The organism is Nocardioides panacis, from assembly GCF_019039255.1.
In the GTDB taxonomy this organism is placed as follows: Bacteria; Actinomycetota; Actinomycetes; order Propionibacteriales; family Nocardioidaceae; genus Nocardioides_B; species Nocardioides_B panacis.
In genome coordinates, this window is record NZ_CP077062.1 from 4,368,994 (window position 1) to 4,389,194 (window position 20,201).

The 20,201-nt window shown below is 71.4% G+C and carries 19 protein-coding genes; 13 read left to right on the forward strand and 6 right to left on the reverse strand.

Annotated features, from left to right (window positions below; genetic code table 11):
• Both paaI and KRR39_RS21340 read right to left on the reverse strand, forming a co-directional pair.
• On the reverse strand, positions 1-441 hold the full coding sequence (gene paaI / locus KRR39_RS21335; protein WP_254185323.1) for a hydroxyphenylacetyl-CoA thioesterase PaaI: 441 nt from the start codon (positions 439-441) through the stop codon (positions 1-3).
• Positions 438-1,034, reverse strand: coding sequence for a GNAT family N-acetyltransferase (locus KRR39_RS21340; protein ID WP_367303692.1), 597 nt, complete (start codon positions 1,032-1,034; stop codon positions 438-440). The genes paaI and KRR39_RS21340 overlap by 4 nt, the downstream gene beginning before the upstream one ends.
• On the opposite strand from KRR39_RS21340, the gene KRR39_RS21345 reads away from it, so the two are divergent.
• Both KRR39_RS21345 and KRR39_RS21350 read left to right on the forward strand, forming a co-directional pair.
• Positions 1,027-1,878, forward strand: a complete 852-nt coding sequence (locus tag KRR39_RS21345) for an alpha/beta fold hydrolase (protein WP_216939399.1) — start codon at positions 1,027-1,029, stop codon at positions 1,876-1,878. The genes KRR39_RS21340 and KRR39_RS21345 overlap by 8 nt on opposite strands.
• 44 nt (positions 1,879-1,922) lie before the next feature.
• A complete protein-coding gene (locus KRR39_RS21350) occupies positions 1,923-2,798 on the forward strand; it encodes a hypothetical protein (protein WP_254185324.1) in 876 nt (291 codons plus the stop codon).
• Between the two features lie 7 nt (positions 2,799-2,805).
• On the opposite strand, the gene KRR39_RS21355 is transcribed toward KRR39_RS21350, so the two are convergent.
• The 3 genes from KRR39_RS21355 to KRR39_RS21365 are packed head-to-tail and all read right to left on the reverse strand — an operon-like array spanning position 2,806 to position 7,712.
• Positions 2,806-5,253, reverse strand: a complete 2,448-nt coding sequence (locus KRR39_RS21355) for a GcvT family protein (RefSeq protein WP_254185325.1) — start codon at positions 5,251-5,253, stop codon at positions 2,806-2,808.
• Positions 5,243-6,169, reverse strand: coding sequence for a choline kinase family protein (locus KRR39_RS21360; RefSeq protein WP_254185326.1), 927 nt, complete (start codon positions 6,167-6,169; stop codon positions 5,243-5,245). The genes KRR39_RS21355 and KRR39_RS21360 overlap by 11 nt, the downstream gene beginning before the upstream one ends.
• 1 nt (position 6,170) lies before the next feature.
• Complete coding sequence (locus KRR39_RS21365; protein WP_216939401.1) at positions 6,171-7,712, reverse strand: amino acid permease; 1,542 nt, start codon at positions 7,710-7,712, stop codon at positions 6,171-6,173.
• Positions 7,713-7,844: 132 nt separating this feature from the next.
• Here KRR39_RS21365 and KRR39_RS21370 point away from each other — a divergent pair, with 132 nt between their 5' ends.
• The 10 genes from KRR39_RS21370 to KRR39_RS21415 all read left to right on the forward strand — a co-directional run bounded on the left by KRR39_RS21370 (position 7,845) and on the right by KRR39_RS21415 (position 18,110).
• Complete coding sequence (locus KRR39_RS21370) at positions 7,845-8,576, forward strand: FadR/GntR family transcriptional regulator (protein ID WP_216939402.1); 732 nt, start codon at positions 7,845-7,847, stop codon at positions 8,574-8,576.
• Positions 8,577-8,604: 28 nt separating this feature from the next.
• Positions 8,605-9,972 (forward strand): glutamine synthetase family protein, encoded by a 1,368-nt coding sequence (locus tag KRR39_RS21375; RefSeq protein ID WP_216939403.1) that lies wholly within the window; start codon positions 8,605-8,607, stop codon positions 9,970-9,972.
• A gap of 8 nt (positions 9,973-9,980) precedes the next feature.
• A complete protein-coding gene (locus KRR39_RS21380; RefSeq protein ID WP_216939404.1) occupies positions 9,981-11,342 on the forward strand; it encodes an aldehyde dehydrogenase family protein in 1,362 nt (453 codons plus the stop codon).
• 74 nt (positions 11,343-11,416) lie between these two features.
• Positions 11,417-12,184 carry a 3-oxoacyl-ACP reductase gene (locus KRR39_RS21385; protein WP_216939405.1) on the forward strand — a complete coding sequence of 256 codons (768 nt, stop codon included), beginning with the start codon at positions 11,417-11,419 and terminating at the stop codon, positions 12,182-12,184.
• Between the two features lie 57 nt (positions 12,185-12,241).
• Positions 12,242-12,889 (forward strand): gamma-glutamyl-gamma-aminobutyrate hydrolase family protein, encoded by a 648-nt coding sequence (locus KRR39_RS21390; protein WP_254185327.1) that lies wholly within the window; start codon positions 12,242-12,244, stop codon positions 12,887-12,889.
• A 175-nt stretch (positions 12,890-13,064) separates the two neighbouring features.
• Positions 13,065-14,360, forward strand: coding sequence for an extracellular solute-binding protein (locus KRR39_RS21395; protein WP_216939406.1), 1,296 nt, complete (start codon positions 13,065-13,067; stop codon positions 14,358-14,360).
• On the forward strand, positions 14,357-15,301 hold the full coding sequence (locus KRR39_RS21400) for a carbohydrate ABC transporter permease (protein ID WP_254185328.1): 945 nt from the start codon (positions 14,357-14,359) through the stop codon (positions 15,299-15,301). The genes KRR39_RS21395 and KRR39_RS21400 overlap by 4 nt, the downstream gene beginning before the upstream one ends.
• The gene (locus KRR39_RS21405; protein WP_216939407.1) at positions 15,301-16,131 is read left to right on the forward strand and encodes a carbohydrate ABC transporter permease; all 831 of its coding nucleotides are present in this window, start codon (positions 15,301-15,303) and stop codon (positions 16,129-16,131) included. The genes KRR39_RS21400 and KRR39_RS21405 overlap by 1 nt, the downstream gene beginning before the upstream one ends.
• Positions 16,132-16,138: 7 nt before the next feature.
• A complete protein-coding gene (locus tag KRR39_RS21410; RefSeq protein ID WP_216939408.1) occupies positions 16,139-17,305 on the forward strand; it encodes an ABC transporter ATP-binding protein in 1,167 nt (388 codons plus the stop codon).
• A 67-nt stretch (positions 17,306-17,372) separates the two neighbouring features.
• Positions 17,373-18,110 carry a hypothetical protein gene (locus KRR39_RS21415; protein ID WP_216939409.1) on the forward strand — a complete coding sequence of 246 codons (738 nt, stop codon included), beginning with the start codon at positions 17,373-17,375 and terminating at the stop codon, positions 18,108-18,110.
• Between the two features lie 71 nt (positions 18,111-18,181).
• On the opposite strand, the gene KRR39_RS21420 is transcribed toward KRR39_RS21415, so the two are convergent.
• Positions 18,182-19,687, reverse strand: a complete 1,506-nt coding sequence (locus KRR39_RS21420) for a S10 family peptidase (protein WP_216939410.1) — start codon at positions 19,685-19,687, stop codon at positions 18,182-18,184.
• Positions 19,688-19,766: 79 nt separating this feature from the next.
• Here KRR39_RS21420 and KRR39_RS21425 point away from each other — a divergent pair, with 79 nt between their 5' ends.
• Positions 19,767-20,189 (forward strand): VOC family protein, encoded by a 423-nt coding sequence (locus KRR39_RS21425; protein WP_216939411.1) that lies wholly within the window; start codon positions 19,767-19,769, stop codon positions 20,187-20,189.
• Positions 20,190-20,201 lie beyond the last annotated feature (12 nt).

Below are 20,201 nucleotides of genomic sequence, written 5' to 3' on the forward strand. Positions count from 1 at the left end.
TCAGTCCTCCTCCGTCGGCTCCGGGGAGAACAGCGTCCCGCGGATCTCCTTGCTGCGGCCCACGAACTGCGCGACGACGGCGTCGGCGGACCGGACCGTGACGTCGTAGACCCCGTCGCGTCCCTCGCGGCTGCGCTCCACCGCGTCCGCGACCAGCACGTCCCCGAGCCGGGTGGGCGCCAGGAAGCTGATCTCCGCGCCGGCCGCGACGGTGCTCCGGTTGTAGGAGTTGCAGGCGAACGCGAACGCCGAGTCGGCGAGGGTGAAGGTGAGGCCGCCGTGCCCGATCGCGTGCCCGTTGACCATGTCCGCGCGCACCGTCATCCGCAGCCTCGCGCGGCCGGGGGCGACCTCGACGAGCTCCATGCCCAGGCCCTGGCTGGTGGCGTCGCCGGCCCACATCGCCTCCGCGCTTCGGCGGGCGACCTCGTCCGGGGTCACAGCGGCTTCTCCAGCATCGCCACCAGGTGCTCGTCGTCCCCGAGCCGGCCGACCTCGCGGTAGCCCCGGGCGGCGTGGAACGCCAGGGACGCGTCGTTGCGCGGCACGAGGTTCACCTCCAGGGCGAGCCGGGTGTACGGCGCCGCGATCCGCTCGATCTCGTCGTACACCTGGCCGCCGAGGCCGCGCCGCCGGAAGCCCTCGTGCAGCACGATCCGGTCCAGGTAGTAGAACCGCTCGTGCCGCGCGGCGAACCAGCGGTAGTTGACCGAGTCGTACGCCGCGCCCGGGGCGAACGTGATAACGAAGCCGGCGAACGCGCCGTCCACGTCGAGCACGTCGAACCGGTCGGCGCTCTCGCGCACCTCGTGCAGCCGGGCCTCGTCCATCGGCGCGAGCTTCCACGACGTTGCGGTCGTTGAGGGTGAGGACGTCGGCCACGTCGGTGTCGCGCAGCGGTCGCAGGTCGGGCACCTCGTCACCCTAACCGCGGCCGGACCCTGTCCACTCCTCGATCCGGGTGGGTGCGGGGAGCGGAGGCCCGGCCCTAGCCTGGGCCGGGGGCGTTCATCCGGAGGGAATCCGATGACCATCACAGCCGGCGAGCAGGTCGAGATCGACCACGCCAACGCGTCGGACGCGACGCCGATCGTCTTCGTGCACGGCCTGTGGCTGCTGCGCAGCAGCTGGCGGCCCTGGCGGGACGCCGCGGAGAGCCAGGGGTTCGTGACGCTGGCGCCCGGCTGGCCCGACGACCCGGAGACCGTCGCCGAGGCCCGGGCGCACCCGGACGTGCTCGCCGGCAAGGGCGTCGCGGGGGTCACCGACCACTACGCCGCGGTGATCGGCAGCCTGCACCGCGCGCCGGTGGTGATCGGTCACTCGTTCGGCGGGCTGATCACCCAGAAGCTCGCGGGGCGCGGCCTGGCGCGGGCGTCGGTCGCGATCGACCCGGCCCCGTTCCGGGGCGTGCTGCCGCTCCCGGTCTCCGCGCTCCGGGCGTCCTCCGCGGTGCTCGCCAACCCCGCCAACCGCGGGCGTGCGGTGATGCTCAGCGAGAAGCAGTTCCGCTACGCCTTCGGGAACGCCGTGTCGGAGGGCGAGTCCCGCGAGCTCTACCAGCGCTACGCGGTGCCGGGCCCGGGCCGCCCGCTGTTCCAGGCCGCGACGGCCAACCTGCACCCCGGGACCGAGGCGAGCGTGGACACGATGCACCCCGAGCGCGGGCCGCTGCTGATCGTCTCCGGCGAGCGGGACCACACCGTGCCGTGGGCGATCGCCAACGCGTCGTACAAGAAGCAGGCCCGCAACCCGCACGCGACCGCGATCACGGAGATCTCCGGACGGGGCCACTCGCTGGTGATCGACCACGGCTGGCCGGAGGTCGCCGACTCGGCGTTCGGGTTCCTGGCCACGCACGGCGTCACCGCGTCCTGACCGGCCGCTCGAAACCACCTGCGCCGCGACGCACACTGGGCACCGTGGCCCTGTCCGTCGACCGCCGCGGCTTCCTGCTCGTCGCAGGAGGCGCCGTGCTGACGGCCTGCAGCGGTGGCGCCGGCCCCGTCCCTCGCGCGTCGGCGCCCCGCTCCTCGGTCGCGCCGGCGCGCACGCCCGCCCCCACACCGGCCCCCGCGCCGGGGCTGCCCCCCGTCACTCGCTGGCAGCCGGGCCCTGCGGAGCTGGTGCCGGCGGCCAAGCGCGCGGCGGTCCACGAGGTCGAGCGGCGCGGGACCGGGCCGACGCGCGCCGTCCAGGTGGTCGACGCGCAGTACGGCGGCCTGCTGCCCGACACGGCCAGCGTGCTCGTGGTCTGCCGGTCCTGGCGGCTCCGGGACGGGAAGGTGACCCCGGGCGGGGCGACGTACGACGTCCGGGTGGCCCGTCGCGCCTCCGGATGGCAGGTCACGGCGGTGCACCCCTCACGACCCGGGCCGGCACGCCGCCCGCTGACCGGCCGGGAACGGGCGGTGCTCACCAGCAGCCGCATCGGGCTGCCTCCGGCCGCCCGGGCCGACGTGCTGTCCGGGCAGGTGCACCCGAGCGTCCTGGGAGCGATGCTGGCGGTCTCGAGGGCTCACCGGATCGAGGTGAGCGTCGTCCGGTCCGGCCATCCCCTCCACGTGTTCGGCACCACCCGGCTCAGCGACCATCCCCGCGGCCGGGCCTTCGACACCTGGCGGGTGGACGGCCAGCCGGTCGTCAGCGCGGACCGGCGGCTCGTCGCCGGCTACCTGCACGCGCTGGCCGACGCGGGCTCCTACAACGTCGGCGGCCCGGTCCTGCTGGGGGCGGCACCGCAGTGGTTCAGCGACGCCACCCACCACGACCACGTCCACGCGGGGTTCACCACCTGACCCCCGGTCAGCCGCGGATCCGGTCGTTCCCGGGGTCGTACGGCGCCCGCAGCCCGACCCGGACCGGGTGCACCGCGCCGCCGGCGTCCACCGACCAGGAGCCCGAGCCGACCCAGTCGCGCGACGTCGTGCCGGCCGGGTCTGCGACGTACCCGAGCCCGACGCAGGCGCCGACGGTCTCGCCCCAGGCCGCACTGGTGAGCTGGCCGACCGGGACCCCGTCGCGGAGCACCAGCTCGCCGCCCCACAGCATCGGCTCGGGGTCCTCGACGACGACCGAGACCAGCCGCCGGCGGGGTCCGGCGGCGCGCGCCGTCTCGACCGCGGCCCGGCCCAGGAAGTCCACGTCGGTGCGCAGCTTGCAGGCGAACAGCAGCCCCGCCTCGACCGGCGCGTGGTCCGGGGTGAGCTCGCGCCCGAACGCGCGGTAGCCCTTCTCCAGCCGCAGCGACTCGATCGCGGAGTAGCCCGCGTCGACGACGCCGAGGTCCGCGCCGGCGGCCATCAGCGCGTCGTACACGCCGGTGGCGGTCTCGGTCGGGGCGTACAGCTCCCAGCCCAGCTCGCCGACGTAGGTGATCCGGGTGGCCCGCACGGTGGCGCGGCCGACCCGCAGCATCCGCGACGTCGCGAAGCCGAAGTCGTCGAGCGGCTCCCCGGACACCACCGCGAGCAGCTCCCGCGAGCGCGGCCCCATCACGCCGAGCACGGCGTGCGCGGAGGTCACGTCGACGACCCGGGTGTCGTGCCCGGCCGGCACGTGCCGCCGCAGGTGGTCGAGGTCGCGCTCGGTGGTGGCCGAGCTGCTCACCAGGAGGTACTCCTCGGCCGAGACCCGGGTGACGGTGAGGTCGGACTCGTAGGTGCCGCGCCGGTTCAGCAGCGCGGTGTACACGACCGTGCCGACCGGCACCGCGACGTCGTTGGAGCAGATCCACTGCAGGCTGGCCTCGGCGTCGCGGCCCACCACGAGGTACTTCGAGAACGAGGTCTGGTCGAACACCGCGACCCCGGTGCGGGTGGCGCGCTGCTCCGCGGCCGACCAGGGCAGCCAGGCCGGCTTCCCCCAGGTGTACGGCGTCCGCGGCGACGTCCCGGCCGGCGCGAAGACGTTCGGGCGCTCCCACCCGGCCCGGGACCCGAACGCGGCGTTGCGGGCGGCGAGCCGGTCGTGCAGCGGCGAGCAGCGCAGCGGGCGGGCGCTCTCCAGCTCCCGGTTCGGCCACGGCACGGCGTAGTGCAGGCCGAGGATCTCCACGACCCGGTCGCGCAGCCACCCGGTGTTCGCGGCGTACGCCCCGAACCGGCGGAGGTCCACCGACACCAGGTCGCTGGTCGGCTCGCCCTCGACGACCCACTCGGCCAGGGCGCGGCCGGCGCCGCCCGCCGAGGCGATGCCGACCGAGTTGAAGCCGGCGCCCACGAAGAAGCCGCGCACGTTCGGGGCCTCGCCCATCAGGAACTGGTTGTCGGGGGTGAAGGACTCCGGCCCGTTGTAGAACTTGCGGATCCCGGTCTCGGCGAGCGCCGGGATCCGGTGCAGGGCGCTGTCCATCAGGATCCCGAAGTGGTCCCAGTCCTCGTCGAGCAGCGCGAACTCGAACGGGTAGGGCACCTGGTCCGGCGCGACCCACGGCTTGGCCTCGGGCTCGAAGCCGCCGACGACCAGGCCGCCGACCTCCTCCTTGAAGTAGGTCCAGCCGTCCGGGTCCCGCAGGATCGGCAGGTCCGGGTGGACGCCCTCGACCTGGTCGGTGACGACGTAGAAGTGCTCGGCCGAGTGCAGCGGCACCGCGACGCCGGCCATCGCGCCGACCTGGGCGGCCCACTGGCCGGCGCAGTTCACCACCACCTCGGCCTCGACGTCGCCGCGGTCGGTCCGGACCCCGGTCACCGCGCCGTCGCGGACGAGCACGTCGAGCACCCGCGTCCGCTCCGCGACCGTGGCCCCGTGCTGCCGGGCGCCCTTGGCCAGCGCCATGGTCAGGTCGGTGGGGTTGGCCTTGCCGTCCCCGGGCAGCCAGATCGCGCCGAGCAGGTCGTCGACGCGCATCGCCGGCCAGCGGGACAGCGCCTCGTCGGGCGTCATCATCGAGCACTCGAGCCCGAACGCGTCCGCGGTCGCCGCGGTCCGGCGCAGCTGGGTCATCCGGTCCTCGGTGCGGGCCACGATCACCCCGCCGCACTGCTTGTAGCCGGCGGACAGCCCGGTCTCGGCCTCGAGCCGGGCGTACAGCTCGCCGCTGTACTGCACCAGCCGGGTGCCGCTCTCCGAGGCCCGCAGCTGCCCGACCAGGCCGGCGGCGTGCCAGGTGGTGCCGCCGGACAGCGACCCCTGCTCGAGCAGCAGCACGTCGGTCCAGCCGAGCCGGGTCAGGTGGTAGGCCGTGCTGGTGCCGATCACCCCGCCACCGACGATCACGACCCGGGCCCGGGACGGCAGGTCAGTCGGCACGCGCAACCTCCTCCAGCAGGGCGTCGAAGCCGCGGGAGGTGAACCCCCGTGCGGCCTTCTCGAACCGCTCGCGGCCCCAGCTGTCGAAGTCGAAGTCCAGGGTGCTGGCGCACGCCTGGATCGCCCCCCACAGCGACCAGCCGTAGGCCGACACCAGCGCCTGGAGCCGCACGCGCGCCAGCCGGCTCCGGGTCGCCCGTCCGTCGTACGCCGCGAGGAGGGCCTCGACCTGGTCGTCGTCGAGGTCGCACTCGGTGGCGGTGTTGCCCAGCTCGAAGCAGGCGTCGTTGTTGCCGGAGTACTCGTAGTCGATCAGCCACACCCGGGTGCCGTCGTCGACGAAGTTGCCGGCGAGCAGGTCGTTGTTGCAGGGCACGGTCGGCGCGGCCCGCACGGCGAGCGCGGCCTGCACCCGGCGGAAGGCCGGGCCGTGGTCGGCGTACCCCTCGACGAGGCGGAAGCCCCGCTCCTGCACGGTCCGCAGGTAGCCCGCCTGCCGGGCGAACATGTCGAAGTCGCCGGTGAACCGCGGGCCGTCGTGCAGCCGCCGGACCGCCCGCCCGGCCCGCGCGAGGGCGTCCGGGGAGGCGAACGAGCCGTTGTCGTACGTCGTCCCGTCGATGTAGCCGATCACCAGCACGCCGAGGTCCGGCCGGTAGTCGACGACCGGGGCGCCGACCCCGGCCTGCGCGGCGGCCCGGGTGTTCAGGTGCTCGGCGTCCCGGTCGATCCCGAGCAGCGCCGCGTCCCCGCGGAACCGGCGGACGACCAGGTCGTCGGTGGGCGTGGTCACCCGGAGGTTCTGGTTCGTCAGGCCGCCGGGCAGCTCCACGACGGAGCGCGGGAGGCCCCGCAGGACCGGGATCCGGTCCAGCAGGGCCTCCAGCTCGACGTCCTGCGCGAGGTCGTCGGCCACGTCAGTCGTCGAACGCCTTGATGACGGTCTCGTCGATCGTGTGCTTGGGCCCGGTGAACCACTTCTTCGCCGAGACGTTCCACCAGATCGCGAGCACGATCAGCACGCCGAAGGTCAGGATCGGGGCGTAGTTGAAGCTCGCCCAGCTGAAGTCCTTGTTGAAGGGCACGCCCGACGGGGTGAAGGGCAGGATGAAGTAGACGGAGATGACCGCGATCTCGATGACCGCGACCAGGTTCATCCACTTGTACTTCGACCCGAGGGTCCACGACCCCGGCTCGAAGGCGTCGCCCATCCGCCAGCGCAGGAAGATCGGGATCAGGAAGGCGAGGTACAGCCCGATCACCGCGACCGACACGATCGCGAGGAACGCGACCGGGATGCCACCGATGCTCTTGAGCGCCGGCAGCGTGATGATGATGCCGATCGTGGTGACGAAGATGACCGCGTTGGCCGGGATCCGCGTCTTGGGGTTGACCTTGGCCAGCCAGGTGGAGCCGGGGATCGCGCCGTCGCGGCTGAACGCGAAGGTCATCCGGGACGCGCTGGTCAGGCACGCGGTGGTGCAGAACAGCTGGCCGGCGGTGGAGATCAGCAGCACCAGGAAGTGCCAGCCCTCCGGCAGCGCCTGGCTGAAGATGACGTCGATGCCGCCGCCGCCCTCGGTCACCTTGGCGGGGTCCTGGACGGCGAAGACGAACGCCAGCAGCAGCACGTAGCCGCCGATGGCCGAGTAGAAGATCGACCGCCAGATGCCCTTGGCCGCGCCGTCCGCCGCGTCGTGCGTCTCCTCCGACAGGTGCGCCGAGGCGTCGAAGCCGGTGATCGTGTACTGCGTGAGCAGGAAGCCCAGCGGCAGCACGAGGAACCAGTAGCTGCTGTTGCTGAAGCCGGAGTTGTTGATCCGCTCGGTGAACACGAAGTTCACGCTCTGGTGGGTGTCCGGCACGATGATCAGCACCAGGATCACGATCGCGGCACCCGCGACGTGCCACCACACCGAGATGTTGTTGACGACCGCGAGCAGGTGGCTGCGGAAGATGTTCATCACCGCGGCCAGCACCAGGATCACCACGAACAGGATGAACACCCGGGTGAGGGAGTAGCCGTCGGCCCAGTCGCTGCTGATCGTGCTGATGGTCAGGTCGAGGAAGGTCGCCGCGCCGTAGGCGACCGAGGCGGTCACCGCGAGCAGCCCGATCAGGTTCAGCCACCCGGTGAAGAAGCCCGCCGCGGGGCCGCCCATCTTGGACGCCCACCAGTAGATGCCGCCGGACGTCGGGTACGCCGACACCAGCTCGGACATCGTGAAGCCGATGATCAGGATGAACGCCGAGATCAGCGGCCAGCCCCAGGAGATGGCGACCGGGCCGCCGTTGTTCCAGCCCTGGTAGAAGGTCGTGAAGCATCCGGCGAGGATCGAGATGATCGAGAACGAGATCGCGAAGTTCGAGAAGCCGGACCAGGAGCGGCTGAGCTCCTGCTTGTAGCCCAGCTTGGCGAGCAGCTGCTCGTCGGAGGACAGTTCGGTCGGTTCGGCCATTGGGGCTCCCAGGACGAGGGGCGAAGTTCGCTCAACGTAGCGCCGCCCGAGAAAGTCCGTCCAGACCTTCGGCGTAAAAGGTTTGAAGTCAAACCATTGACTCCGTTACGTCCCTGTCACGAGACTTGCGGAGTGTCGGCCAACCCCAGCATCGAGCTGAGCGAGACCGTCCTGCGTGCCGTGCGGGGGCATCACGCCTTCGAGGGATGTGTCGAGCAGCTGGGCACCGCCATCCGGCTCGGGGTCTACCCCCGCGGGACCTCGCTCCCACCCGAGCGCGAGCTCGCCGAGCGGATGGGCGTCTCCCGGGCCACGCTCCGCGAGGCGATCGCCGCGCTGCGGGCGGCCGAGTTCGTCCAGACCACCCGTGGGCGCGGCGGCGGGACCGTGGTGAGCTACCGGCCGAGGAAGCCGTCCGCCCGCGGCGCCCGGGCCCTCGGGCCGCGCAGCGACGCGCTGCGGGACATGCTGGTCTTCCGCCGGGTCGTGGAGCCCGGCGCCTGCCACATCGCCGCCTGCCGGGAGCTCGGGGAGAGCCAGCGGGACCTGCTGGTGGCCGCCCACGACGACGTCGCCGGGGCCACCGACCCGGCCGAGCACCGGCAGGCCGACTCCCGCTTCCACCTCGCGGTCGCCGCGGTCACCGAGTCCCCGCTGACGGTCCGCGCCGTGGCGGCGGTCCAGTCCGACCTGCACGACATGCTCAGCGCCATCCCGGTGCTCGACGTCAACATCGAGCACTCCGCCCGGCAGCACCGGACGATCCTCACCGCGATCCTCAAGGGCGAGGCCACCCAGGCCCGCCGGGTCATGGAGAGCCACTGCGACGACACCGCCGCGCTGCTCCGCGGACTCCTCACGTGAGCACCATCCCGACCAACCTGGAGAACCCATGAGCCTGCCCAAACGGAACCCCCGGCTGCTGAGCCTCGAGCACCTCAAGGACCTGATCCGCAACGACGAGGTCGACACCGTCGTCATCGCCTTCACCGACATGCAGGGGCGCCTGCAGGGCAAGCGGCTGCACGCGTCGTACTTCGTGGACGTGGTGGTCGACCAGGGCGCGGAGGGCTGCAACTACCTGCTGGGCGTCGACGTGGACATGAACACCGTCGACGGCTACGCGATGACGTCGTGGGAGAAGGGCTACGGGGACATGGAGTTCGTCCTCGACTACGACACGATCCGCTGGCTGCCGCACCTGCCCAAGACCGTCCTGGTGCAGTGCGACCTGGTGCTGGCCGACCACGTGGCCGTCGAGCCGGCGCCGCGCACGATCCTCAAGAAGCAGCTCGCCCGGGCCGCCGAGCTCGGGTACGTCGCGCTGGCCGGCACCGAGCTGGAGTTCATCGTGTTCGACGACACCTACGAGAGCGCCTGGAACGCCGGCTACCGCGGGCTGACCCCGAGCAACCAGTACAACGTCGACTACTCCATCCTCGGTACGACGCGCGTGGAGCCGCTGCTGCGCGACATCCGCAACTCGATGCACGCCGCCGGGATGGTCGTCGAGGGCGCGAAGGGCGAGTGCAACCTCGGCCAGCACGAGATCGGCTTCCTCTACGACGAGGCGCTGGTGACCGCGGACAACCACTCGGTCTACAAGACCTCGGCCAAGGAGATCGCGGCGCTGCACGGCAAGGCACTGACGTTCATGGCGAAGTTCGACCAGCGGGAGGGCAACTCCTGCCACATCCACCTGTCGCTGCGCGGCGCCGACGGGGACGTCGTGTTCTGGAAGGACGGGCGGCGTACCCCGCTCTACGACCACTTCGTCGCAGGCGTGCTCGCGACCATGCAGGAGTTCACGCTGTTCTACGCGCCGAACGTCAACTCCTACAAGCGGTTCGCGGACGGCTCCTTCGCCCCCACCGCGGTCGCCTGGGGCCTGGACAACCGGACCTGCGCGGTGCGGCTGGTCGGGCACGGGCCGTCGGCCCGGATGGAGAACCGGCTCCCGGGTGGGGACGTGAACCCCTACTTGGCACTGGCTGCCATGCTGGCGGGCGGCCTGCACGGCATCGAGCACGAGCTGGAGCTCGAGGACGAGCAGGTCGGCAACGCCTACACCTCCGACAAGCCCAAGGTGCCCCGCACCCTGCGCGCCGCGAGGGACGCGTTCACCACCTCGGAGGTGGCGCGGTCCGTCTTCGGTGACGAGGTGGTGGACCACTACACGAACATGGCCGACGTGGAGCTCGCCTCCTTCGACTCGGCCGTGACCGACTGGGAGCTGCGCCGCGGCTTCGAGAGGATGTGACCCGCAGCATGAGCACCTACACGGTGGTCAACCCGGCGACCGAGCAGCCGGTGGTCGACGTGCAGCTCGCGACGGCCGAGGAAGCAGACGTGCTGATCGAGCGCGCGCACGCCGCGTTCCCGGCCTGGCGCGACGTCGCCCCCGGCGAGCGGGCCCGGCTGCTGCGCCGGTTCGCCGCCGTCGTCGACGAGCACGTCGAGGAGCTCGCCGAGATCGAGGTCCGCAACGCCGGCCACACCTGGGGCAACGCCACCTGGGAGGCCGGCAACGTCCGCGACTGCCTGAACTACTACTCCGCGTCGCCGGAGCGGATGTTCGGCCGGCAGATCCCGGTGCCCGGTGGCGTCGACCTCACCTTCCACGAGCCGCTCGGCGTCGTCGGCATCATCGTGCCCTGGAACTTCCCGATGCCGATCCTGGCCTGGGGGATGGCGCCGGCGCTCGCCGCCGGGAACACCGTGGTCCTCAAGCCGGCCGAGCTCACCCCGCTGACCGCCATCCGGATCGCCGAGCTGGCGCTGGAGGCCGGTCTCCCCGAGGGTGTGCTCACGGTCATCCCGGGCAAGGGGTCGGTCGTCGGCGAGCGGTTCGTGACGCACCCGCTGGTCCGCAAGGTGGCGTTCACCGGCTCCACCGAGGTCGGCAAGCGGATCATGGCCGGCTGCGCGGAGCAGGTGAAGCGCTGCACCCTCGAGCTCGGCGGCAAGAGCGCCAACGTGATCTTCGCCGACGCCGACCTGGCCGCGGCGGCCGCGGCGGCGCCGTACGCCGTGTTCGACAACGCCGGCCAGGACTGCTGCGCACGCTCGCGGATCCTCGTCGAGCGCTCGGCCTACGACGAGTTCCTCGGGCTGCTCGAGCCCGCCGTGCGCGGGATGGCGGTGCTCGACCCGACGGACCGGTCGAGCGAGATGGGCCCGCTGATCTCCGCCCACCAGCGCTCCGTCGTGCAGGGGTACGTCGACGAGGTCGACGTCGCCTTCGCCGGCAGCACGCCCGAGGGGCCCGGGTTCTGGGTGCCGCCGACCGTCGTGCTCGCCGGCTCCCCGGACGAGCGGATCTGGCGCGAGGAGGTGTTCGGCCCGGTCGTCGCGGTGATGCCCTTCGACGACGAGGCCGACGCCGTGGCCCGGGCCAACGACACCGAGTACGGCCTGTCCGGCTCGGTCTTCACCAACGACGTCGGCAAGGCGCTGCGCGTCGCGCGCGGCATCCAGGCCGGCAACCTGTCGGTGAACTCGAACTCCGCGGTGCGCTACTGGACCCCGTTCGGCGGCTACAAGCAGTCCGGCCTCGGCCGCGAGCTCGGCCCGGACGCCCCGAACGCCTTCACCGAAGAGAAGAACATCTTCATCTCCCACTCACGCTGACCCGTCACCCACGCACCCCTTTCCCCGGCGTGTCGTGGCACAAGTGACGGGTCGCCCAGGAAAGGACGCACGACATGGCAGGACGTCTGGACGGCAGGGTGGCCGTCGTCACCGGCGGGTGCTCCGGCATCGGCCTGGCGACGGTCAAGCGGTTCGCCGAGGAGGGCGCGCAGGTGGTCATCGGCGACCTGGACGACGCCCGGGGCAAGGAGGTCGTGGCCGGCATCGCGGGGCTGTTCGTGCACTGCGACGTCACCGACAAGGAGCAGGTCGACGCGCTGTTCAAGGCCGCCAAGGACACCTACGGCTCGGTCGACATCGCGTTCAACAACGCGGGCATCTCGCCGCCCGAGGACGACTCGATCCTGGACACCGACCTCGACGCCTGGCGCAAGGTGCAGGAGGTCAACCTGACCAGCGTGTACCTCTGCTGCAAGGCGGCGCTGCCCTACATGCTCGAGCAGAAGCGCGGCTCGATCATCAACACCGCCTCGTTCGTCGCGGTGATGGGTGCGGCCACCTCGCAGATCTCCTACTCGGCCTCCAAGGGCGGGGTGCTCTCGATGTCGCGCGAGCTCGGCGTGCAGTTCGCGCGCGACGGCGTGCGGGTCAACGCGCTGTGCCCCGGGCCGGTCAACACCCCGCTGCTGCAGGAGCTGTTCGCGAAGGACGAGGACCGGGCGCAGCGGCGGCTGGTGCACGTCCCGATGGGCCGGTTCGCCGAGCCGGAGGAGATCGCCAACGCCGTGCTGTTCCTGGCCTCCGACGAGTCCAGCTTCATCACCGCCAACACGTTCCTCGTCGACGGCGGGATCTCCGGCGCCTACGTCACCCCGCTGTGACGCACGTCGAGCCGCTCGTCGGCCTGTCCACCTACCGGGAGCAGGCCCGGTGGGGGGGTGTGGGACCAGCCGGCCGACCTGCTGCCCACGACGTACGTCGACGCGGTGACCCGCGCGGGCGGCGTACCCGTGCTGCTGCCACCGCAGGACCCGTCGACCGCGCGCGCCGTCGTGGCCCGGCTCGACGCCCTGGTGATCACCGGCGGCGCGGACGTCGACCCGGGCCGGTACGCCGCAGAGCCGCACCCGCGGACGGTCAGCTGGCGGACCGACCGGGACGCCTGGGAGCTGGCGCTCCTCGACGCCGCCGACGCCAGGAGCCTGCCGGTGCTGGGGATCTGCCGCGGGATGCAGGTGATGGCGGTGCACCGCGGGGGCCGGCTCGTCCAGCACCTCCCCGACGACGTGGGGCACGAGACGCACTCGCCGGGCGGGGACGTCTTCGGCGACGTCGAGGTGTCGGTCAGCGCGGGCACCCGGCTCCGGGGGCTGGTCGGCGAGGAGGGCCTGGTGTCCTGCCACCACCACCAGGCGGTCGCCGAGCACCCCGGCTACACCGCCTCCGCGTACGCCGCCGACGGCACGCTCGAGGCGATGGAGGCCGCCGGCGACCGGTTCGAGGTGGCCGTCCAGTGGCACCCCGAGACGCGCGCCGACGCCGGCCTGTTCAGCGGTCTGGTGGCCGCGGCCGTCGACGCCGGCTGACCCCGGCGTCGCGCGAACGCACCCTCCGCCCCGGTCTGCTCCGACTCGTCCGCGATCCTCCTCCGGCCGCTCCCGAAGAACACTCCGGAGCAAGCGGACGTAGCGGCCATCGGCCCTTGCGGTCGGCAGAAACAGGCGCACTATGAGATCCACGGCATGGTGCGAGGAGGGGCGCATGAGGTCTTCCGAGGTCCGAGGGGCCGGCGTCGGAGCCCGGCGGCGGAGCGTGGCCCTGACCGCCGTGCTCGTCCTCGTGGCCGGCCTGCTGGCCGCCTGCTCGTCGGCCTCGGCCAAGCCGGTGCTCACGTGGTACATCAACCCGGACACCGGTGGCCAGGACGCGGTCGCCAAGCGGTGCAGCACGAGCCAGTACACGATCACCACCCAGGTGCTCCCCACGGACGCCGGCCAGCAGCGCATCCAGCTGGCCCGCCGCCTCGCGGCCGGTGACTCGAGCATCGACCTGATGAGCATCGACCCGCCCTACACCGCGGAGTTCGCCAACGCCGGCTACCTGGCCCCCATCCCGGCCGACCTCGCCTCGACGTTCGCCAAGCGGTCCTTCCGCAGCGCGGTCGCGGCGGCGACCTGGAAGGGCCGACTGGTCGTGGCGCCGTTCTGGTCCAACACCCAGGTGCTGTGGTACCGCAAGTCCTTCGTCAAGAAGGCCGGCATCGACATGAACCGGCCGGTGACCTGGACGCAGATCATCAAGACCGCCTCGCAGAACGGCGGCACGGTCGCGGTCCAGGCGAACAAGTACGAGGGGTACGTCGTGTGGATCAACGCCCTCGTCTCGGGCGCCGGCGGGACGCTCGTGAAGAACGCCGCCAAAGGGGTCGACGCGACGATCTCCGTCAACTCGCCCGCCGGGCACGCCGCCGCCGGCGTGATCGAGGACCTGGCGCACTCCAAGGCCGCTCCGGCCGACCTGTCGGTGTCCACCGAAGGCACGGCCGGCACGACGTTCGGCGGTCCCACCGGGGCCTTCATGGTCAACTGGACCTACATCTTCCACAACTACGACTCCGACGCCCCGCAGGTCGCCAAGGACATCGGCTACACGACGTATCCGCGGACCCTGCCGGGTCGGCCGGCCCGGCCGCCGTACGGCGGGATCGGGATCGGGGTCAGCAAGTTCTCCGCCCACGCCGCGCTGGCCACCCAGGCGCTCTCCTGCCTGACGTCGCCGACCAGCCAGGGCGTGAACGCCAAGATCACCGGCAACATGCCGTCCAGCGCCGCGGGCTACCAGTACGCGCCGCTGAGGAAGATCTACCCGGCGAACCTCCTGGCGCTGTTCCAGAAGAGCCTGGTGCTGGCCGCGCCCCGGTCGGTGACGCCGTACTGGAGCGACATCTCCAGCGCGTTGCAGAGCACGTGGCACTCGCCGACCAGCGTGAACGCCTCGACGCCCCAGAAGTCGGCGAGCTTCATCGAGCAGGTCCTGCAGGGAAAGGCGCTGCTGTGACGACCACCGTGTCCACCCCGACGACGAGCGCGGCCGAGCCGCACGCCAGCGACCGGGCCACCGCGGAGAACCGGCTGGGTCTCAAGCTGGTCGCCCCGGCGGTGGTGATGATGCTGCTGGTGACCGCCTACCCCATGCTGCAGGCGCTCTACCTCTCGCTCTTCCGCTACCGGCTGACCACCCCGGGCGAGAAGCAGTTCGTCGGGCTGGGCAACTACGCCACCGCGCTCACCGACTCGCTCTTCTGGCAGGACCTGTTCAACACCGTGGTGATCATGGTCGTGAGCGTGGCGGTGGAGCTGGTGATCGGCTTCGCGTTCGCCATGGTGATGCACCGGATCATCGTCGCCCGCGGCCTGATGCGTACCTCGATCCTCATCCCCTACGGGATCATCACCGTGGTCTCGGCCTTCGCCTGGCAGTTCGCGTTCAGCCTCAACAACGGGTTCGTCAACGGCTGGTTCCAGTGGCTGCCGTGGATCAGCGCGGACACCAACTGGTTCGGCTCCCACTGGCCGGCGATGTTCGCGATCATCGTCTCCGAGATCTGGAAGACCACCCCGTTCATGGCGCTGCTGCTGCTCGCCGGGCTGTCCCAGGTGTCCGACGACATGCTCGAGGCCGCGCAGGTGGACGGCGCGACGTGGTGGCAGCGGCTGTACAAGGTGATCCTGCCGAACATGCGCGCGGCGATCATGGTGGCGGTGCTGTTCCGCGCGCTCGACGCGTTCCGGATCTTCGACAACATCTTCGTGATGACCAAGGGTGCGCAGGGCACCGAGTCCAGCTCGTTCCTGACCTACCGGCAGGTGATCGAGCAGTTCCAGCTCGGCATGGGCTCGGCGCTGTCGGTGCTGCTGTTCCTCGCGGTGCTGCTGCTGGCGTTCCTGATCGTCCGGCTGTTCCGCGTCGACCTGGCGCAGGCGAGGGGTGAGGCGTGATGAGAGGACGGACCGCCGTCGGGATCTGGACCGGCTTCGTGCTGATCCTGGTCTGGTGCCTGCTGCCCGTGGTCTGGATCCTGTCGCTGTCGTTCAAGCCGGTCTCCGAGACCACCGTGGGCAGCCCGCAGTTCCTCCCGAAGACCTGGACGACCCAGAACTACTCCGACATCATCGCCAACCCCGACTTCACCCGTGCGCTGCTGAACTCCTTCGGCATCGCGCTGATCTCCACGGCGCTGGCGGTCCTCTTCGCGACGTTCGCCGCGTACGCCATCGCCCGGCTGGAGTTCCGCGGCAAGCGGCTCGTGCTCTCGCTGGCGCTGGCGATCGCGATGTTCCCGGTGGTGTCGCTGGTCGGCCCGCTGTTCGACATGTGGCGCGCGGTCGGGCTGTTCAACACCTGGCCGGGGCTGATCATCCCGTACATGTCGTTCACGCTGCCTCTGGCGATCTGGACGCTGTCGGCGTTCTTCCGGGAGATCCCGTGGGAGATGGAGCAGGCCGCGCAGGTCGACGGCGCCACCAACTGGCAGGCCTTCCGGAAGGTGATCGTGCCGCTCGCGGCGCCCGGCGTGTTCACGGCCGCGATCCTGACCTTCTTCTTCGCCTGGAACGAGTTCGTGCTCGCGATCTCGCTGACCTCGACGACGGCGGCCCGCACGGTGCCGGCCCAGCTGTCGTACTTCGTCGGGCCGGACCCGTTCAACCCGCCGTACTCCCAGCTCGCGACCGCCTCGGTCGTGGTGACCATCCCGGTGGTCCTGATCGTCCTGCTGTTCCAGCGCCGTATCGTCGCCGGGCTCACCGCCGGCGCAGTGAAGGGGTGAGACCCGCGTGGCCGCCATCGAGATGAAGCACATCGTCAAGAAGTACGGCGACGGCTTCCCGGCCGTCAACGACGTGAGCATCGACGTCAAGGACGGCGAGTTCATGATCCTGGTGGGGCCCTCGGGCTGCGGGAAGTCCACGCTGCTGAGGATGATCGTCGGCCTGGAGGACATCACCTCCGGCGACATGGTGGTCGGCGGCGACCGGGTCAACGACAAGGCGCCGCGCGAGCGCAACCTCGCGATGGTGTTCCAGAACTACGCGCTCTACCCGCACCTGACGGTCTACGAGAACATCGCCTTCCCGCTGCGGCTGTCCAAGCAGTTCAGCGAGAAGGAGATCGACGAGAAGGTCCGCCAGGCCAGCGAGCTCCTCGAGCTCGACGAGCACCTCGAGCGCCGGCCGGCGAACCTCTCCGGCGGTCAGCGGCAGCGGGTCGCGATGGGGCGGGCGATCGTCCGCCAGGCCGAGGCGTTCCTGTTCGACGAGCCGCTGTCGAACCTCGACGCCAAGCTGCGCGGCCAGATGCGCACCGAGATCTCCCGGCTGCAGCGCCGGCTCGGCATCACCACGGTCTACGTCACGCACGACCAGACCGAGGCGATGACCCTCGGCGACCGGGTCGCCGTGCTCAAGCGCGGCATCCTGCAGCAGCTCGCGACCCCGCGCGAGCTCTACGAGCACCCCAACAACCTGTTCGTCGCCGGGTTCATCGGCTCCCCGCCGATGAACTTCCTGCCGGCGACCGTCGAGGGGGAGACCGTCAGCCTCCCGTTCGGGAAGGTGTCGATCCCGCCGGAGAAGGCCCGGCTCGCCCAGGGCAAGGGCCTGCTGATCGCCGGCATCCGGCCCGAGCACTTCGACGACGCGGCGGTGGTCGAGCCGCACCGGCTCGAGCACGGCTCGACGTTCCGCGCCAAGGTCGACGTCACCGAGTGGCTGGGCAACGAGGCCTACGCCTACATCCCCATCGACCTGCCCGCGGAGATCCAGGGCCAGCTCACCGACCTGGAGCGCGAGCTCGACATGGAGGCACTGCGGCCGCAGCTGGTCGTCTCCCTCGACGCCGCGAGCCGGATCGGGGAGGGTGAGGAGGCGGAGATCTTCGTCGACGCCCGCAAGATGCACCTGTTCGACCCGGAGTCCCAGGAGAACCTCACCGTCGGTCTCTGACCCACCCGGAGCCCGACCCGGGTCGAGGTGACGGGAGGCCCGGGTCGGCGTGAGGGAAGGAGCTGGGATGCAGGCGAGGAGAGTGGTCGCGGGAGCGGTGGCCGCGCTGGTCGCCGGGCTGGTGCCGGGGTCCGCGGTCGCCGGGGCGCAGGCCGGCGCACCGGGCTCGGGTGCGGGTCCCGGGTCGGGATCGCCGGAGTTCGACCACCCCGGCCGCAACGTCTACTTCCCCCTGGTGCCGGGCACCGTGTCCCGCTACCGGGGGTCCGCCGACGGGGAGCAGCTCCGCGAGACGGTCACGGTGACCCGCCGGCACAGGACGATCCAGGGTGTCCGCACCACGGTCGTGCTCGACGTGCTGCGCCGGCTCGACGGCAGCCTCGCGGAGCGCACGGACGACTGGTACGCGATCGACGACCTCGGCAACGTCTGGTACTTCGGAGAGGCCACCGCCACCTACGACCGGCACGGCCACCTCCAGGACCGGGAGGGGTCGTGGCAGTCCGGTGTCCACGGCGGACGGCGCGGCATCGTCATGCCGGCGTCGCCCCACCCCACGAACGCCTACCGGCAGGAGTTCGACCGCGGCACCGCGGAGGACCAGGCCTGGATCGTCCAGCGGCACCTCCGGGTCACGGTGCCGTTCGGGGTCGTCGAGGAGGGCCTGCGCAGCTTCGAGTGGTCGCGCCTCGAGCCGAACGTGCTGTCGGCCAAGATCTACGCCCCGGGCCTCGGCATCGTGCGCGAGCGCGACGTGGCCGGCGGCGACGAGACGTTCGACCTCGTGTCGGTCACCCGGCACTAGCCGACGGATGGCCCGAGTGGTCTCGACGGGCTCGACCAGCCGAGGACAGGCTCGAACGGCCGGGCCGCACCTCAGCGGCCGCCGGCGCGGGTGACGAAGCCCGCGAGGTCCTTGCTCTGCTGGAGCCGGGACGGCTCGTGGACGTACATCATGTGCCCGGCCTCGTAGTACTTGTGCTCGATGTTGGCGCGCAGCTCGTCGGGCAGGTGCAGGTGCGCGATGACGTCCTCGGCCGCGAAGTGCGGCGTGGCGCCGTCGTAGTAGCCGTAGGCGACGTGCACCTGCAGGTGCGGGTTGGCCCGCATCGCCCGCTCCAGCTTCGGGGTGACGTCGACCGGGCGGCCCTCGAAGTCCTTGAACGACCAGGGGTTCACGCGTCGGGAGATCTGCTCGTAGGGCAGGTCGCTCTCGTAGCCGAGCTCGTCGCGCACGTAGTGGTTGAACGCGGCGGCGTACGGTCCGGCGATCGCGTCGTGCGACGGGTCGGCGTCCATCTCCTCGGCGATCGCGGAGGCCATCGGGCCGGTGAAGCGGGCGTCGAGGCGGCCGACGGTGCGGCGCTCGTCGCGCAGCAGCTCGCCGAAGAACCGCCAGTGCTCGATCCGCAGGTCGGCGCGGTCCACGTAGTCCTCGCTCAGCCCGGTCAGCCCGGCCAGTCGCCGCACCGCGGCGGCGCGCTCCTTCGCGGTCAGCCGGTCGCCGCGCGAGAGCACCCAGGGGTAGTCGCGCGCGGCGTACTCCTCGGCGTCGGCGAGCACCGACTGCAGGGACCGGCGGCCGTGCCTGCCGTGGTAGTGCGCGACCGCGGCGTACGTCGGGAGGTACAGCGCGTGCGCCCGGTCGTTGCGCTGGTTCTCGAAGTCCAGCGACGCGAAGTCGAGCACGCTGGAGATCAGGATCAGCCCGTTGAGGTACATCCCGTAGCGGGACTGCAGGTGCTCGGCGAGGGCGGCGCCGCGCGTGGTGCCGTAGGACTCGCCGGCCACGAACTTGGGCGACATCCAGCGCTTGTTGCGCGAGGTCCACACGCGGATCAGCTCGGCGACCGAGTCGATGTCGCCCTGGTAGCCGTGGAACGGCTCGGGCTTGGTGCCCTCGACGGCCCGCGAGTAGCCGGTCGACACCGGGTCGATGAACACCAGGTCGCTGACGGCGAGCAGGGACTCGGCGTTGTCGGCGAGCTCGTACGGCGGCGGGGTCAGCGCCCCGACGTCCCCCATCACCACCCGTCGCGGCCCGAGCAGACCGAGGTGCAGCCACACGCTGGAGCTGCCCGGCCCGCCGTTGAACGCGAAGGTCACCGGCCGGTCCGGGGCGCCGCCCTCGACGACGTACGACGTCATCGACATCTCGGCCTTGGCCTTGAACCCGGTGAACTTGCCGTCCTCGTAGACCTCGTCGCGGAGCACGACCCGGCCGGTCGTCGCGGCGTACTCCAGGGTCGTGCGCCCGACCCGCAGGTGGTGCCGGGTGGTGACCAGGTCGTCGGTCGGGTCGGCCGGCTTGGTCTCGGCGGCCCCCGCCTTCGGGGTCTCGTCGGTGGTCTTCTTCTCGGCAGGCGTCTTCTCGTCGGGCACGGGAGCAGCCTAGGACGTCCGGGGCTTCCGTCCCCGGCGACGCGGGGACAGAATCGGGAGACGCACAGGAGGAGGACACATGACCAGCAGGCTCAACCCGTACCTCGGGTTCCGCGACAACGCGCGCGAGGCGATGGACTTCTACCACTCGGTCTTCGGCGGCGAGCTGACCAGCAGCACGTTCGCCGAGATGCAGGCCAGCGAGGACGACACGGAGAGCGGCAAGATCATGCACTCCCAGCTGGTCACCCCGAGCGGCTACACGCTGATGGCCGCGGACACCCCGAACAGCATGGAGTTCTCACCGACCAGCAACCACTCGGTGTCGCTCAGCGGTGACAGCTCGGACCAGGCCGAGCTGAGCGGCTACTTCGAGAAGCTCTCCGCCGGCGGCACCGTGGCGCTGCCGCTGGAGAAGGCGCCCTGGGGCGACTACTTCGGGATGGTCATCGACCGGTTCGGGGTGCAGTGGCTGGTGAACATCGGCGGTTCCCCGGCGTAGCGCGGCCCGGCG